Origin of the sequence: Lawsonibacter faecis (genome assembly GCF_014287675.1) — a bacterium.
Classification (GTDB): domain Bacteria; phylum Bacillota; class Clostridia; order Oscillospirales; family Oscillospiraceae; genus Pseudoflavonifractor; species Pseudoflavonifractor faecis.
This window is the reverse complement of the sequence record NZ_JACOPQ010000006.1, coordinates 49,751-64,069: the sequence shown is the minus strand read 5'-3', so window position 1 is coordinate 64,069 and position 14,319 is coordinate 49,751. Positions and strand designations below refer to the sequence as shown.

Sequence of the window (14,319 nt, the reverse complement as noted above, 5' to 3'; positions counted from 1 at the left end):
TGACCACGCGGGGGGTCAAAATGCTTGGAGGCGCGGGCGCGGGCTACTCGGCCTGTGCAATCGCCTCGGCCACGCGGATGCCGTCCACTGCGGCGCTCATAATACCTCCTGCATAGCCCGCCCCCTCGCCGCAGGGGTACAGCCCCCGGATGGGCGAGCGGCAGCCCTCGTCACGCAGGACGCGGACGGGGGAGGAGGAGCGGGTCTCCACGCCGGTGAGCAGGGCGTCCGGGCTTGCGAAGCCCCGCAGCCTGCGGTCGAAGAGCGGCAGGGCGGCGCGGAGGGTGTCCGTGACAAAGGCGGGCAGGCATTGGGATAGATCACCGGGGGTCACGCCGGGCCGGTAGGTGGGCTGGACGGCACCCAGCTTTCTGGAGGGCGTTCCGGCCAGGAAATCCCCCACCGTCTGGGCGGGAGCGCGGAAATCCCCGCCCCCCAGGGCAAAGGCGGCCTCCTCCCACCGGGACTGGAAGGCGGCGCCCGCCAAGGGATGGTCCGATGCGTAGTCGGCGGGGGAGACCCCCACCAGGAAGCCGCCGTTGATGTTGGCCCCGTCCCTTGCCCGGCAGCTCATGCCGTTGGTTACCAGCCGCCCCGGCTCAGAGGCGGCGGCCACCACCTCACCCCCGGGGCAGACGCAGAAGGTAAAGGCGCTGCGGCCGTCGGGCAGATGGCAGGAGAGCTTGTAGTCGGCGGCGGGCAGCCGCTCCCAGGCCGGGCCGAATTGGGCCTGGGACACCGCAGACTGGCTGTGCTCAATGCGTACGCCCACGGCGAAGGGCTTGGGGGCCATGGGCACCCCCGCGTCAAACAGCATTTGAAAGGTGTCCCGGGCCGAATGGCCGGGGGCCAGCACCAGTGCGTCGCAGGGCAGGTCATAGGGACCCTGGGGTCCCTCCGCCCGGATGGAGGAGAGGTTGCCGTCACGCACATCCAGCCCGGTGAGCTTATGACCGAAGCGTACGTCACACCCCAGGCGGAGAAGCTCCTCCCGGATATGTTTTACCACCGTACGGAGCACGTCGGTGCCGATGTGGGGCTTGTGCTGGTATTGGATGTCCTCCGGCGCGCCCGCGGCGGCCAGGGACTCCAGCACCGTGGCGATGCGGGGGTCATGGATGCCGGTGGTCAGCTTGCCGTCGGAGAAGGTGCCCGCGCCTCCCTCGCCGAACTGGACGTTGGAGGCGGCGCAGATCTCCCCAGTGCGCCAGAAGTGCTCCACGTCCCCCGTCCGCTCCTCCACAGGCCGGCCCCGCTCCAGTACGACGGAGGGGACGCCGTTCCTGGCCAGATAGAGAGCGGCGAAGAGCCCCGCCGGGCCCATTCCCACCACCACCGGCGGCAGCCTGGAGTCCCGCCGCACCGGGGGAAAGACGTAGGGCCGGGGCTCAGCCAGGGTCACACTGCCGCTCTTGGCGCGGCGCACCAGGGCGGGCTCATCGTCCGCAGTCACGTTCACCGTGCAGACATAGTGCACGTCGTTCTTCTTCCGCGCGTCGATGGACTGCCGCACCAGGGAGAGCTTCCGGATGGTGTCCGGGGAGACCCCGAGAACCCGCGCGGCGCGTTTTTTCAGTTGTTCCATCCCGCCGCCGATAGGGAGGGGGATATTCTGAATCCGTATCATTTTGATCACCTGGGAAACAGTGTACCACGGCTGAGCGGAATGCACAACGGGAATTGTGGGGAACAGGGCGGCTCTCGCGGGAACTGAAAGCCCTGAGGGCCCGCCGTCGGAGGGATGACAGGAAGGCGACACGCTGATGGTCAGGCATGGAAGAGGTCCGGCGGCCCGATACCAAATAATAAAGCGGACCGGATGCCGAAGCACCCGGTCCGCTCAGGCGAACACTCTTACAGCTTGGAGACGCTCTCGGCGGTATCGGAAGCGATCATGAGCTCCTCATCGGTGGGGATGCGCCCCAAAATCTCTGTTTTGGGGACCCCCGGTTTTCTTTATCTGCCTGGGCGGAATGAATCCGCCCGGCATCAAGGTTTTGGCCGCGCGGGGGGGCCAAAACGCTTGGTATGGTCATCCCCACCCGGTATCAGGCCGGCTTACAGCTTGGAGACAATCTCCGCAGTATCGGAAGCGATCATGAGCTCCTCATCGGTGGGGATGCGCCCCAAAACCAGAGATTTTGGGGACCCCCGGTTTCCTTTATCTGCCTGGGCGGAGTGAATCCGCCCGGCATCAAGGTTTTGGCCGCGCGGGGGGGGCCAAAACGCTTGGTATGGTCATCCCCACCCGGTATCAGGCCGGCTTACAGCTTGGAGACAATCTCGGCGGTATCGGAAGCGATCATGAGCTCCTCACCGGTGGGGATGCGCCCCAAAACCAAAGATTTTGGGGACCCCCGGTTTCCTTTATCTGCCTGGGCGGAGTGAATCCGCCCGGCATCAAGGTTTTGGCCGCGCGGGGGGACCAAAACGCTTGGTATGGTCATCCCCACCCGGTATCAGGCCGGCTTACAGCTTGGAGACAATCTCCGCAGTATCGGAAGCGATCATGAGCTCCTCATCGGTGGGGATGACCATGACCGTGACCTTGGAGTCGTCGGCGGAGATGACGGCCTCCTTGCCGCGGGTATTGTTCTTCTCCGCGTCCATCTTCACGCCCATATACTCAAGGCCGGAGGCGATGGCCATACGGGTGGAGGCGGCGTTCTCGCCCACGCCGGCGGTGAAGATGATGCCGTCCACGCCGCCCATGGCGGCGGCATAGGAGCCGATGAACTTCTTCACGTCATAGTAGAAGACGTCCAGGGCCAGCTGAGCGCGGTGATTGCCCTGGGCGGCGGCGCTCTCCAGGTCGCGGAAGTCGGAGGACACGCCGGAGATGCCCAGCACGCCGGACTTCTTGTTGAGGATGGTCAGCATCTCCTTGATGGAGTAGCCGTACTTATCCATCAGGTACTCCATGATGGTGGCGTCGATATCGCCCGCGCGGGTGCCCATGGGTACGCCGGCCAGAGGGCCCAGGCCCATTGTGGTGTCCACGCACTTGCCGTCCACGATGGCGGCCAGGGAGGAGCCGTTGCCGAGGTGGCAGGAGATGAGCTTCAGCCCCTTGGGGTCGCGGCCCATGACGGCGGCGGCCCGGGCGGACACATAGCGGTGGGAGGTGCCGTGGAAGCCGTAGCGGCGGACCTTGTCCTTCTCGTAATACTCGTAGGGGATGGCATAGGTATAGGCCTTCTCGGGCATGGTCATGTGGAAGGCGGTGTCGAACACGGCCACCTGAGGGGTCTTGGGCATGACCTTTTGGCAGGCCTCGATGCCCATCAGGTTGGCGGGATTGTGCAGGGGACCCAGGGGGATGCACTCCTTGATGGCCTCAATGCAGGCGTCGTCGATGATGCAGCTCTCCGTGAACGCCATGCCGCCGTGGAGCACGCGGTGGCCCACCGCATCGATCTCATCCATGCTGGCGATTACGCCGTGATCGCTGCTGAGCAGGGCGGACAGGACGGACTGGATCGCCTCGGCGTGGGTGGGCATGGCGATCTCGGCCTCAAACTTCTGGTCCTTGGCGGGGACCTTATGGGTCAGGCGGCCGTCGATGCCGATGCGCTCGCACAGACCCTTCGCCAGTACATCCCGTGTGGCGGGGTCCATCAGCTGATACTTCAGGGAAGAGCTGCCTGCGTTGATGACGAGTACCTTCATGTATGCTGTCTCTCCTTTTTTTCACTCACAAAATTTCGTCCGGCTTGCGGGCCGGACGGTTCTGTAGTAGAATAGCAGATATATTTTAGCCTCTTTTCCCGGAAAGAACAACCTTTTTTTGAAATTTAAGCGGAAATCTTGTCTGGAGGTGCTCTCTATGCGCGTCGCGGGGGTCGTGGCGGAGTATAATCCCTTCCATCTGGGCCATGCCTTTCATCTGGCCGAGACCCGGCGGCGGCTGGGGGCGGAGGGTGCGGTGGTCTGCGTCATGAGCGGCAATTTCGTCCAGAGGGGAGAGGCCGCCGTCCTGGACAAATGGGCGCGGGCGGAGTGCGCCCTCCTGGGCGGGGCCGACCTTGTGCTGGAACTGCCCACCCCCTGGGCCGTCTCGTCGGCGGAGGGGTTCGCCCGGGGCGCGGTGGAGGTACTAAGCGCCACGGGTGTGGTGGACGCCCTCTCCTTCGGCTGTGAGGACGGACATATCGAGGACCTGACCGCGGCTGCGGATTGTCTGCTCACCCCGGCGTATCGGGAGGCCCTGGGACGGGAGGCGGGCAGGAACACCTCCTTTGCCGCCGCCCGGCAGCGGGCGGCGGCCAGCCTGATTGGAGAGGCGGCCGGTTGCCTCTCCGGGCCAAACAATAACCTGGCCGTGGAGTACCTCAAAGCCCTGCGCACCCTGAACGCTCCGCTGGAGCCCATGGCGGTCTCACGCCGGGGCGCCCGCCACGACGCTGCCAGCCCCGAAGGGGGCTTTGCCTCGGCCACGGCGGTGCGGGAACTGATTTATGCCGGTGACATGGAGGGGGCGGCGGCCTGGGTGCCCCAGTCCACGGCGGAGGTTCTTACCCGCGGGACGGCTTTCGCCCATGCTCCGGCCAGCCTCATGAACTGCGAGCGGGCCGTCCTGGCCAAGCTGCGGACCATGAGCGAGGCCGACTTTGCCGCCCTGCCCGACGGCGGCGCCTCGGAGGGCCTCTCCCACCGCATGGCGGAGGCGGCCCGCCGGGGCTGCTCCCTGGCCGAGGTCTATGCTCTGGCCAAGACCAAGCGGTACGCCCATGCCCGCATCCGGCGGTTGGTCCTCCGGGCCTGGCTGGAACTGCGGCGGGACGTGATTCCCAGCCGGGTGCCCTACGTGCGTGTACTGGGCATGAACGGCGCGGGGCGGCTCCTCCTGCGGCGGATGGAGAAGACCTGCCGTCTGCCTGTCGTCGTCAAGCCCGCCCACGCGAAAAAGCTGGGGGAGGAGGGGCGGAAGCTCTTTGAGCTGGAGAGCCGCTGCACGGACCTCTACGCCCTCTGTTCCCCCGGCGTCCGCCCCTGCGGCCTGGAGTGGACCAGCGGCCCGGTGGTGCTGTAGACGCGCATGGTGAATCGCCCGCGCATCCCTTCAAACCAGCAAGCGGTGCGGACTTTTGTCCGCACCGCTTGCTGGTTTGCCTTAATCATCGCTGAGCCGGACCATATGGATGTGGTCCTCCCAGACGCCGTTGATGTTGAGATACTTTCGGGCCAAGCCCTCGCTGGAAAAGCCAGCTTTCTCCGCCACGCGGAGGGAGGGGAGGTTCCGGGGCATGATGTTGGCCTCCAGCCGATGGAGCCCCAGCTCCGTGAAGGCAATCCGGCATACCGCGCGCACGGCTTCGGTCATATACCCGCGGCCCTGCAGACTGCCGTCCAGTTTATAGCCCAGGAAGGAGGACTGGAACGCCCCCCGGACCACGTTGTTGAGGGCCGCCATGCCGACGATTGCGCCGGGTCTGTCCCTCAGGGAGAGGTAGAGACGGTATCCCCGGTCCTCCCGGGCCGCGTCCGCCTCCTGTTCCAGCAGTAACCGCTGTCCACCGGCGGTAAAGAAGGATGTTTCCCGCTCGGGCTCGAAGGGCCGCAGAAATGTCCGGTTGCGGACATAGTACTCCGCGAGAGCCGGGGCCAGAGCAGGGGAGGCGGGAGAAAGAATCAGACGCGCGGTTTCGTAACACTCGGCCATGGCGGTCTCACTCAATGTGGATGTGGTTGTGGATATGCTCGGAGCAGTAGCAGTAGTAGCCGTTGCACTTGGAGCAGTAGCGGAACTCCTCGTCGGGGTAGTCGGTGTCGGTCTTGCCGCAGACGGCGCACTTGTGGAGGTAGCCCTTCTGCTGCTTGGCCTCCTTGGTGGCCTGCTTGAAGTTCACCGTCTGCCGGGAATTCTGGTGCTTGGCCCGGCGGAAGGTCCGGGCGCAGAACGTGCGAATCTCCGACCAGAAGAAAATGGCGTAGTTTGCCAGGGCGGCGATGTCGCCGGGAAGAATCATGGGCAGCATCAATGCCATCATGTAGCCGGGGATGCTGATGATGTCCCAGGCCATGAGACCCACGTAGAGCACCGCAAGCCACTTGGCCTTGATGGGAATGACGAAGTAAAACCGCAGCGGCGCTTCGGGGTAGAGCGTGGCGAAGGCCAGGAAGAGGGACAGGTTCACCTGATACATGGTAATGGTGGGCGCTGCGATGGCATAGCCCATCGTTCCCATAAAGAAGCCGCCTATGAACCCCGCGATCAGGGTGAGCAGCGCGCCGCAGAGGTAGAAGAGGGTGAATTTGGCCGCGCCCCACTCCCGCTCCATCAGGTTGCCCAGGAAGTAGTAGAAGAACATGGACACCACAAACCAGATGGGCTTCTGGGTCTCGGGCACGAGGATAAAGGTGACGAGCCGCCACACCTCTCCCTGGAGTATGGCCATGGGCTGGAAGCCCAGCAGGGATGAGACGCTCAGCCCGTTGGAAAACAGATCCAGCAGGAAGATGGCGGAGTTGGCGATGATGATGTAGGTCATCAGGTGCGGGATGCCGAACCTGGGATGCTTGTAGGCAAAGCGGTCTAGCCAGGAATCGATGGAGCGCAAAGCGACCCCTCCTCAGTCAGATTCAGTCGTCAACGTTTCTTGGACAACATACCAATTCTACCCGCTTTCCATCGCAAAGTAAATAAAAAATCTGTGAACAATCTTTCCGGGGGCGGGAAAGTATGATAGACTGATGAAAACCGGCGGCGCGTCCGGCGGACGCGCCCTGTATCATATTTGTGAGGTGGCCCAGTATGAGCATTGTAAAGGATATGTCCCTGGCCGAGTGCGGCCGCAGAAAGATCGCGTGGGTACGGGACTTTATGCCCGCCCTCTCCGGCATTGAGGAGCGGTTTGAGCGGGAGAAGCCCTTTGCCGGGCTGAGGGTTACCGTATCCGTCCACCTGGAGGCCAAAACCGCCAACCTGGGTCTGGTCCTTCAGAAGGGCGGGGCGGAGGTGCGCCTCACCGGGTCCAACCCACTCTCCACCCAGGACGACGTGGCCGCGGGCCTCGCCTCTATGGGCGTGGAGACCTTCGGCATCCACGGCGTGGGCCCGGAGGAGTACGAGGCCCATCTGGCGGAGGCCCTCTCCCACAGGCCACACCTCATCGTGGACGACGGCGGGGACCTGGTCCACCTGCTGGGCGGGAGCCACGCCCACCTGGGCGGGAACCTTCTGGGCGGCTGCGAGGAGACCACCACCGGCATTCTGCGCCTGCGCGCACGCGAGCGGGAGGGGATTCTGCCCTGCCCCATGATGGCCGTGAACGACGCCAAGGCCAAGCACTACTATGACAATAAATACGGCACCGGCCAGTCCGTCTGGGACGCCATTATGCACACCACCAACCTCATCGTGGCGGGCAAGACCGTCGTGGTGGCGGGGTACGGCTGGTGCGGCCAGGGCGTGGCCCTGCGGGCGAAGGGCATGGGGGCCGACGTGGTGGTCTGCGAGGTGGACCCCTTCAAGGCCCTGGACGCCACCATGCAGGGCTTCCGGGTGATGAAGATGGACGACGCGGCGAGAATTGGAGACGTGTTCGTCACCGTTACCGGCTGCAAGGGGGTCATCACCCCCGCCCATTTCGCCGGGATGAAGCACAACGCCCTGCTCTGCAACGCGGGCCACTTCGACTGCGAGGTGGACGTGGCCGGCCTTGCGGCCATGGCGGTGAAGAGGGAGCTGCGCCGGGAGAACATCGAGGGCTATATCCTGCCTGACGGGCGGGTCCTCAATGTCATCGGCGAGGGCAGGCTGGTCAATCTGGCGGCAGGCAACGGACACCCGGCGGAGATTATGGATATGTCCTTCGCCGTACAGGCCCTGGCGCTGGAGTGGCTGGTGAGACACGGCGGCGGCCTGGAGAAGAGGGTCTACAACGTGCCCGATGAGATTGACGACCAGATCGGCCGGGTGAAGCTGGCCGCCCTGGGGCTCTCCATCGACGCCCTCACATCCGAACAGGTGGAGTACCTCAACGGCTGGAAGGCTTGAGTTGAAACGGGCGTGGAAGTGGGCTGCGCTGGCGGCTGCGTCGGCGCTTGTCCTCCTTTTGGGGCTGTACATGGAGAAAGGATGAGATAAAACCCAGGCCTTGTATAAAAAGGTCAACACGGCCAATGGCGGGAATTTTTCCGTTTGGACGGCGCGGATATTCCCTGTAATCCGTGCGGATTCCTGCAAAAAAACTGCCTGCCGGACGAAAAAATACCGCGCCGCCGGGCGTATTGCCGTTTACCAGACAAGGCCTGTACATTTCGTGCAATCTGTCTAGTCTCATCCCGTTGACAAAGACGAAAAATCTGATAAAATAGGTCCAGAACAATTGAATAGCCCCATTATCAAGAGTGAGCGAGAGAGTTAGCTCCATGACCTCACACCAACCTGCGTCAAGGCGCAAGGTGGTTCTGCTAACAGCGATAAGGCGGTAATCGTAACAAGCTGTGCGGTCCTCCCTTATCGGAGGGCCGCATTTTATTGTGCGCGCTCCGCCCCAAAAGAAAGGAATGGAAAAACATGGCACACAGACTCTTTACCTCTGAATCCGTCACCGAGGGCCATCCCGACAAGATTTGCGACCAGATCTCCGACGCCGTTCTGGACGCGATTCTGGAGAAGGACCCCACCGCCCGCGTGGCCTGCGAGACCACCGTCACCACCGGCCTCATCCACGTGATGGGCGAGATTACCACCCACTGTTATGTGGACATCCCCCACATCGCCCGCAGCGTGGTCCGGGACATCGGCTATGACCGGGCCAAGTTCGGCTTCGACTGCGACACGTGCGCTGTTATCACGTCTATCGACGAGCAGTCCCCCGACATCGCCATGGGCGTGGACAAGTCCCTGGAGGCCAAAGAGGGAGGCGCCGACGCCGAGCTGGAGAACGGCGCCGGGGACCAGGGCATGATGTTCGGCTACGCCTGCGACGAGACCCCCGAGCTGATGCCCGTCGCCATCTCGCTGTCCCACCGGCTGGCCCAGCGGCTCACCCGGGTCCGCAAGGAGGGCAGGGTGGACTACCTCCGGCCCGACGGCAAGAGCCAGGTCACCGTGGAGTACGACGAGGCGGGCGTACCCGTCCGGGTGGATACGGTGGTCATCTCCACCCAGCACGGCCCGGAGGTGAGCCTGGAGCAGATTAGAAAGGACATGGTGGAGCTGGTCATCAAGCCCACCATTCCCGCCGCGCTGCTGGATGAGAACACCAAGTTCTACGTCAACCCCACCGGCCGCTTCGTGGTGGGCGGGCCCCAGGGCGACTCCGGCCTCACTGGGCGGAAGATCATTGTGGATACTTACGGCGGCAGCGCCCCCCACGGCGGCGGCTGCTTCTCCGGCAAGGACCCCACCAAGGTGGACCGCTCCGCCGCCTATATGTCCCGGTACGTGGCCAAGAACATCGTGGCCGCGGGCCTTGCAAAGAGGTGTCAGATCGAGCTGGCCTACGCCATCGGCGTGGCGCGTCCCGTCTCTGTGCTGATTGATACCTTCGGCACCGGCGCCGTCTCCGACGAGGCGCTCTCCGCCGCCGTAGAGAAGGTCTTCGACCTGCGCCCCACCGCCATCATCCGCAAGCTGGACCTGCGCCGGCCCATCTACCGCCAGACCGCCGCCTACGGCCATTTCGGCCGCACGGACATCGATCTGCCCTGGGAGCGCACGGACATGACGCAGGCGCTGAAGGCCGCGCTGTAATGGGGGAAAAAATTTGCGCTTTATAAAATTGAATCACGGTTGGAATGCCGAACCAAATGTGCCGGACGTCAAAATTGCTGTCGATGATACCGATGTCATTGTGCGCTTTCGGCTAAATCCATTTCAATTCAAGGAATTTGTTTATGGCGATGAAGGACTTTTGACTTTTCACAACTGCTGTCAATATCGGGTTGGCGTGCCGAATGATGAAGGCTTTTATCAATATGGCCAATCGAGATTTAAGCAGTACGGTATCGCTTGGGGAGAATTTTACCAATTGGAGGATTCCGGCTGGGAAAGCGAATTTCCGGACTCGATTCAGGTAAGCGGACAGGCGACAGAAAACTGCAAGCACTATCTGTTTTATTTTCGGGACGATACATTTGAGTGTATTGCGGATTCTTTTAATTTTCAGGTGATACATGCGTGAGGTGCCTGAAGGCTATGTCGTAAATTTCAAGGTGGACAATCGTCCCTCTTTGGGGTAAAATAGAAAAACGGCGGGCGGCCACTGGCCGCCCGCTTTGCTTTTGATGAAAACGTAGGAGGGAGCTCTCTATGCTGAACGTCCTCTACCTTCTCAACCACGCCGGAAAGGCGGGGACCGAGCGTTACGTGGAGACGCTGGTGAAGTACCTGAACGGCACGAAGGTCAACGCCTGCTTCGCCTATCACGAGGCGGGGCTTCTGGTGGAGCGGATGGAGGAGGCCCACGTGCCCTGCCGCCAGATCGAGATGACCAGCCGGTTTGACTTCAAGGCCGCCAGGGCCCTGGCCCGGCTCTGTGAGGAGTGGGACATCGACGTGGTCCACTGCCACTACCTCCGGGAGCACTATACCGCCCTGCTGGCCAAGAAGTACAACAGGCATATCCGGGTGGTGTATACCAACCACTTCGTCCTCGCCAACAATGCCGTCACCCGCCTGTCCAACAGGTGGATGGACAGGCGTCAGGACCAGATGATCGCCGTGTGCAACCTGGGCAAGCGCCAGCTCATTCAAAACGGCTGGAGCGGCGACCGCATCCAGGTCATCTTCAACGCCGTGGACCCTGCCGCCTGGGCGGGGGAACGGAGCGAGTCCACCCTGCGCGCCGAGCTGGGCATCCCCGAGGACCGCTTCGTCATGCTCTGCGCCTCCCGCTTTGCCGACGACAAGGGCCACCACTATCTGCTCAGCTCCGTCAAGCGGCTGCGGGAGATCTCCGACGTACCCTTCACCCTGGTCCTGGCCGGGGACGGCCCCCTGCTGGAGTCCCGGAAGGCCCAGGCAGAGGAGCTGGGGCTGGAGGACTGTGTGAAGTTCATCGGCTTTCGCAAGGACATCAAGAACCTCTATAAGGCCAGCGATCTCTATGTGAATTCCTCCCAGCACGAGGCCCTCTCCTTCCTCATCGTGGAGGCCATGGCCGCGGGCCTGCCCGTGGTGGCCACCGACATGGCCGGCAACCCGGATATCGTCAACGACGAGACGAAATGCGGCCTTGCCGTAAAGTATGAGGACCCGGACTCCATGGCCGCAGCCCTCAAGCGGATGATGGAGGAGCCGGACTTCCGCGCCCAGTGCGCCCGGAACGCCCTGAAGGCCGTGGAGGACCGCTTCGAGGTCCACAAGATGGCCCAGGCCACCTATCAGGTATACGAGAAGGCGGCGGGCCGCTGACGGAGCGCCCGCTTCCCGTGCTTTGAAACACCCTAAAGGAGCTTTGCCTATGTCTATCGCACAAAACAGCGCCCTCGTGCGCTTCTTTGCCGCGCTCTGGGCCGTCCTGCGCAGCGGCTGGGACGAGAGCGTACCGGGGAAACTCTTCGCCCGGATCGGACTGGCCGTCCGCCGGGGGGTGGCGGGCAGCCGGATCTGCCAGTTCGCATGGCGGGAGGGGAACCTTCCGAAGTCCTGGCCCGTCAGCATCACCTGCCGGGTCCTGACCACAATCATCAACCTGCCCGTTCTTTTCGTCCAGTGGATCTACAGGCTGGGGAAAAACCTCTTTGACGGCAGCATCGCCTTCCGCTTCGCCTCCGCGGTAGGCGGCGCGGGCTTCCTCTTTGTGGGCTTCACCATGCTCATCATGCTCATTGTCCCCCACGGGAGCTGGGACAACGGCTATGCCCTGCGGTGCATGATTCTGGTGTTTCTCCTCTTCCTGGCGGGGGCCATGGCCCGCCCGAAGCATCGGCTGGAGCTTACAAAGCTGGGGCCCTACTTCACCCTCTTCATGGGCTTCATTGTGTACGGCTTTTTCAGCAGCCTGGGTACCGACTTCTCCGAGGGCGTCCTTTACGGCCTCACCAGCGAGGCCAAGAACATCTCCCTGCGCTTCCTGGTCTTCTACGTCATCGCCTTCCTCATCACCCTTATGGCGGTCAGTACGGTCCAGAAGACCGAGCAGCTTCAGCTGATGCTGGCCGTCGTCGTGGCCGGCCTGGTGGTGGCCGCCCTCTACGGGTGCTACCAGGGCTATGTGGGTGTGGAGGTGGTGCCCTCCCAGCAGGATATGCGCCTCAACCCCGATATGCCCGGGCGCGTCTACTCCTACTTCGATAACCCCAACAATTTCGCGGAAATCCTGGTTATGCTCATGCCCTTCCAGGCGGCGCTGCTCCTCAACGCCAGGACCTGGCGGGGGAGGGTGCTGGCCCTGGGCTCCATCGTGCCCTGTCTGGTGGCCATCGGCCTCACGCTGTCCCGATCCTGCTGGATCGGACTGGTTATCGCCCTGGGTGTGTTCCTGATCCTGATCAACTGGCGGTTCCTGCCCCTCTTCCTGGTGCTGGGCCTGGCCGCCCTGCCCATCCTGCCTGAGAGCATCATAAACCGCATTCTCACCATCGGCAACCTGAAGGACAGCTCCACCCAGTACCGCTTCGCCATCTACCAGGACACCACCTACCTCATCCGGGACTACGGCCTGCGGGGCGTGGGCCTGGGAACCGACGTGATGAAGCAGGTCTTTCAGGTCTATCCTACGATGTACGACGGCAATTACCCCATCCACACCCACAACAATTACCTCCAGATGTGGGGCGAGCTGGGCGTGTTCGGGGCCATTACCTACCTCGCCATGGTGCTTCACCAGATCAAGGCGGGCGTCAAGAGCTTCTACTCCAGCACCAACCGGGCGGCCAAAAATATCCTGGCCGCCGGCGTGGGCGCTTTCTGCGGTATCTCGGTCATAGGCGTGGCGGAGTACACCTGGTTCTATCCCCGGAATATGTTTGTCTACTTTTTCCTCTTCGGCGTCATCGCCGCGGCGATCAAGCTCTCCAAGAGGAAAACGGCATAATCAGAAGACGAAAGAGCGGCGGCCCATAGGGCCGCCGCTCTTTTTTGGAATCCATATCTGTTTTATGTCCTGTGCTTCCGGCCGGTATCCGGATGTCACATCAGCCCCGGGATGAGCAGATAGACGGCCGCGCCCAGCACACCGCAGCCCAGCATGACCAGGATGGGGTCGGTCCTGCGCCATTTCCGCAGGACAAAGAACCCGCCCAGGAAGAGGACGGCCGCGGCGACGTCCGGCATGGCGAGGGCAAAGCCCCCCTCGCCCCACAGGGCGGTGAGGAGAATGGACAGCCCCGCCGAGGCAATGAGGGCCACCACCGCGGGCCGCAGGCCGTAAAGGGCGCCCTGAATGGCGGTGAGGCTGCGGTAGCGGTAGTACAGGAAGGCCAGCAGGGAGACGATGACGCAGGAGGGGAGGACGCATCCCAGCGTGGCCACAACCGCCCCTGGCAGTCCGCCGATCTGGGTCCCCACAAAGGTAGCGGCGTTGATGGCGATGGGGCCGGGAGTCATCTGTGAGATGGTCACCAAATCGGTGAGCTCCGACATGGTGAGCCAGCTGTGGATGCCCACCACCTGCTGCTGGATGAGGGGAAGGGCGGCGTATCCGCCGCCAAAGCTGAACAGGCCAATCTGAAAAAAGGACCAGAAGAGCTGGAGATAGATCATGTCTGCGCCTCCTCTCCGCCCCGGCGATTGTGCCGGAAGGTGTAGATTATGCCTGTGAGGGCGCAGACCAGGATAATCCAGGCCACGTTTACCCCAAAGAACCAGGTGGCGAGGAAGGCGGCGGCCATGATGAGGTCGGGCAGGAGCTTCTTCTCCTTGAGGATATTTCCCGCCATGTCGCAGACCACGCTGGCGATGACGGCGGCCACGCCCGCCTGCATCCCCTTCAGCAGAGCGGCCACCACCCGGTTGGAGCGGAAGGCGGCGTAGAAGAGGGAGAGGACCGAGAGAATGATCAGCGGCGGCAGAACGGTGCCCAGAATGGCCACCGCAGACCCCAGCGGCCCCGCCACCCGCCAGCCCACCAGGATGGAGGCGTTGACGGCGATGGGGCCGGGGGCGGACTGGGCGATTGCCGTGAGATCCAGCATCTCCTGTTCCTCCAGCCAGTGGAGGTCGTCCACAAAGCGACCCTTCATCAGAGGCACGATGACATACCCTCCGCCGAAGGTGAAGGCGGAGAGCAGAAAGGTGGCGGTGAAGAGCTTCCAATAGAGCTTGAAGCCGCGTTTTTGCATCAGGACTCCCCCCTGAAATGGATAGTAAGACAACAATAGGTATCCTACCACGTTGCGCGCTGGGAGTCCAGTAAAAAATTGAGT

The 14,319-nt window shown here is 62.9% G+C and carries 13 protein-coding genes and 1 riboswitch; of the genes, 6 read left to right on the top strand and 7 right to left on the bottom strand.

The window, feature by feature from the left end:
• Positions 1 to 43: 43 nt before the first annotated feature.
• Together H8S62_RS09060 and H8S62_RS09055 are read right to left on the bottom strand one after the other, a co-directional pair.
• Complete coding sequence (locus H8S62_RS09060; protein WP_155147160.1) at positions 44 to 1,627, bottom strand: NAD(P)/FAD-dependent oxidoreductase; 1,584 nt, start codon at positions 1,625 to 1,627, stop codon at positions 44 to 46.
• A gap of 842 nt (positions 1,628 to 2,469) precedes the next feature.
• On the bottom strand, positions 2,470 to 3,669 hold the full coding sequence (locus H8S62_RS09055) for an acetate/propionate family kinase (protein ID WP_155152912.1): 1,200 nt from the start codon (positions 3,667 to 3,669) through the stop codon (positions 2,470 to 2,472).
• Positions 3,670 to 3,826: 157 nt separating this feature from the next.
• Between H8S62_RS09055 and H8S62_RS09050 the strand changes: the two genes are divergently transcribed.
• The gene (locus tag H8S62_RS09050) at positions 3,827 to 5,032 is read left to right on the top strand and encodes a tRNA(Met) cytidine acetate ligase (RefSeq protein ID WP_155147156.1); all 1,206 of its coding nucleotides are present in this window, start codon (positions 3,827 to 3,829) and stop codon (positions 5,030 to 5,032) included.
• 81 nt (positions 5,033 to 5,113) lie between these two features.
• Here H8S62_RS09050 and H8S62_RS09045 read toward each other — a convergent pair whose 3' ends face one another.
• A complete protein-coding gene (locus H8S62_RS09045) occupies positions 5,114 to 5,662 on the bottom strand; it encodes a GNAT family N-acetyltransferase (RefSeq protein WP_155147154.1) in 549 nt (182 codons plus the stop codon).
• A gap of 7 nt (positions 5,663 to 5,669) precedes the next feature.
• Positions 5,670 to 6,560, bottom strand: a complete 891-nt coding sequence (locus H8S62_RS09040) for a rhomboid family intramembrane serine protease (protein WP_243255529.1) — start codon at positions 6,558 to 6,560, stop codon at positions 5,670 to 5,672.
• 194 nt (positions 6,561 to 6,754) lie between these two features.
• Between H8S62_RS09040 and H8S62_RS09035 the strand changes: the two genes are divergently transcribed.
• A complete protein-coding gene (locus tag H8S62_RS09035; protein WP_186919086.1) occupies positions 6,755 to 7,999 on the top strand; it encodes an adenosylhomocysteinase in 1,245 nt (414 codons plus the stop codon).
• On the opposite strand, the gene H8S62_RS09030 is transcribed toward H8S62_RS09035, so the two are convergent.
• The gene (locus H8S62_RS09030) at positions 7,980 to 8,375 is read right to left on the bottom strand and encodes a hypothetical protein (protein WP_186919085.1); all 396 of its coding nucleotides are present in this window, start codon (positions 8,373 to 8,375) and stop codon (positions 7,980 to 7,982) included. The genes H8S62_RS09035 and H8S62_RS09030 overlap by 20 nt on opposite strands.
• A riboswitch (SAM riboswitch) is annotated at positions 8,341 to 8,431 on the top strand. (Overlaps the previous gene by 35 nt.)
• A 90-nt stretch (positions 8,432 to 8,521) precedes the next feature.
• Here H8S62_RS09030 and metK point away from each other — a divergent pair.
• The 4 genes from metK to H8S62_RS09010 all read left to right on the top strand — a co-directional run bounded on the left by metK (position 8,522) and on the right by H8S62_RS09010 (position 12,989).
• The gene (gene metK, locus H8S62_RS09025; RefSeq protein WP_155147150.1) at positions 8,522 to 9,703 is read left to right on the top strand and encodes a methionine adenosyltransferase; all 1,182 of its coding nucleotides are present in this window, start codon (positions 8,522 to 8,524) and stop codon (positions 9,701 to 9,703) included.
• A 13-nt stretch (positions 9,704 to 9,716) separates the two neighbouring features.
• Positions 9,717 to 10,133 (top strand): hypothetical protein, encoded by a 417-nt coding sequence (locus H8S62_RS09020; RefSeq protein WP_155147148.1) that lies wholly within the window; start codon positions 9,717 to 9,719, stop codon positions 10,131 to 10,133.
• A gap of 128 nt (positions 10,134 to 10,261) precedes the next feature.
• Positions 10,262 to 11,365, top strand: a complete 1,104-nt coding sequence (locus tag H8S62_RS09015) for a glycosyltransferase family 4 protein (protein ID WP_155147145.1) — start codon at positions 10,262 to 10,264, stop codon at positions 11,363 to 11,365.
• A gap of 49 nt (positions 11,366 to 11,414) precedes the next feature.
• On the top strand, positions 11,415 to 12,989 hold the full coding sequence (locus H8S62_RS09010; protein WP_155147142.1) for an O-antigen ligase family protein: 1,575 nt from the start codon (positions 11,415 to 11,417) through the stop codon (positions 12,987 to 12,989).
• 95 nt (positions 12,990 to 13,084) lie between these two features.
• Here the strand turns inward: H8S62_RS09010 and H8S62_RS09005 are convergent, their stop codons facing one another.
• Both H8S62_RS09005 and H8S62_RS09000 read right to left on the bottom strand, forming a co-directional pair.
• Positions 13,085 to 13,657 carry a chromate transporter gene (locus H8S62_RS09005; protein ID WP_155147140.1) on the bottom strand — a complete coding sequence of 191 codons (573 nt, stop codon included), beginning with the start codon at positions 13,655 to 13,657 and terminating at the stop codon, positions 13,085 to 13,087.
• Positions 13,654 to 14,235: a chromate transporter gene (locus H8S62_RS09000; RefSeq protein ID WP_186919084.1), complete on the bottom strand. Its 582-nt coding sequence runs from the start codon at positions 14,233 to 14,235 to the stop codon at positions 13,654 to 13,656. The genes H8S62_RS09005 and H8S62_RS09000 overlap by 4 nt, the downstream gene beginning before the upstream one ends.
• Between the last annotated feature and the right edge of the window lie 84 nt (positions 14,236 to 14,319).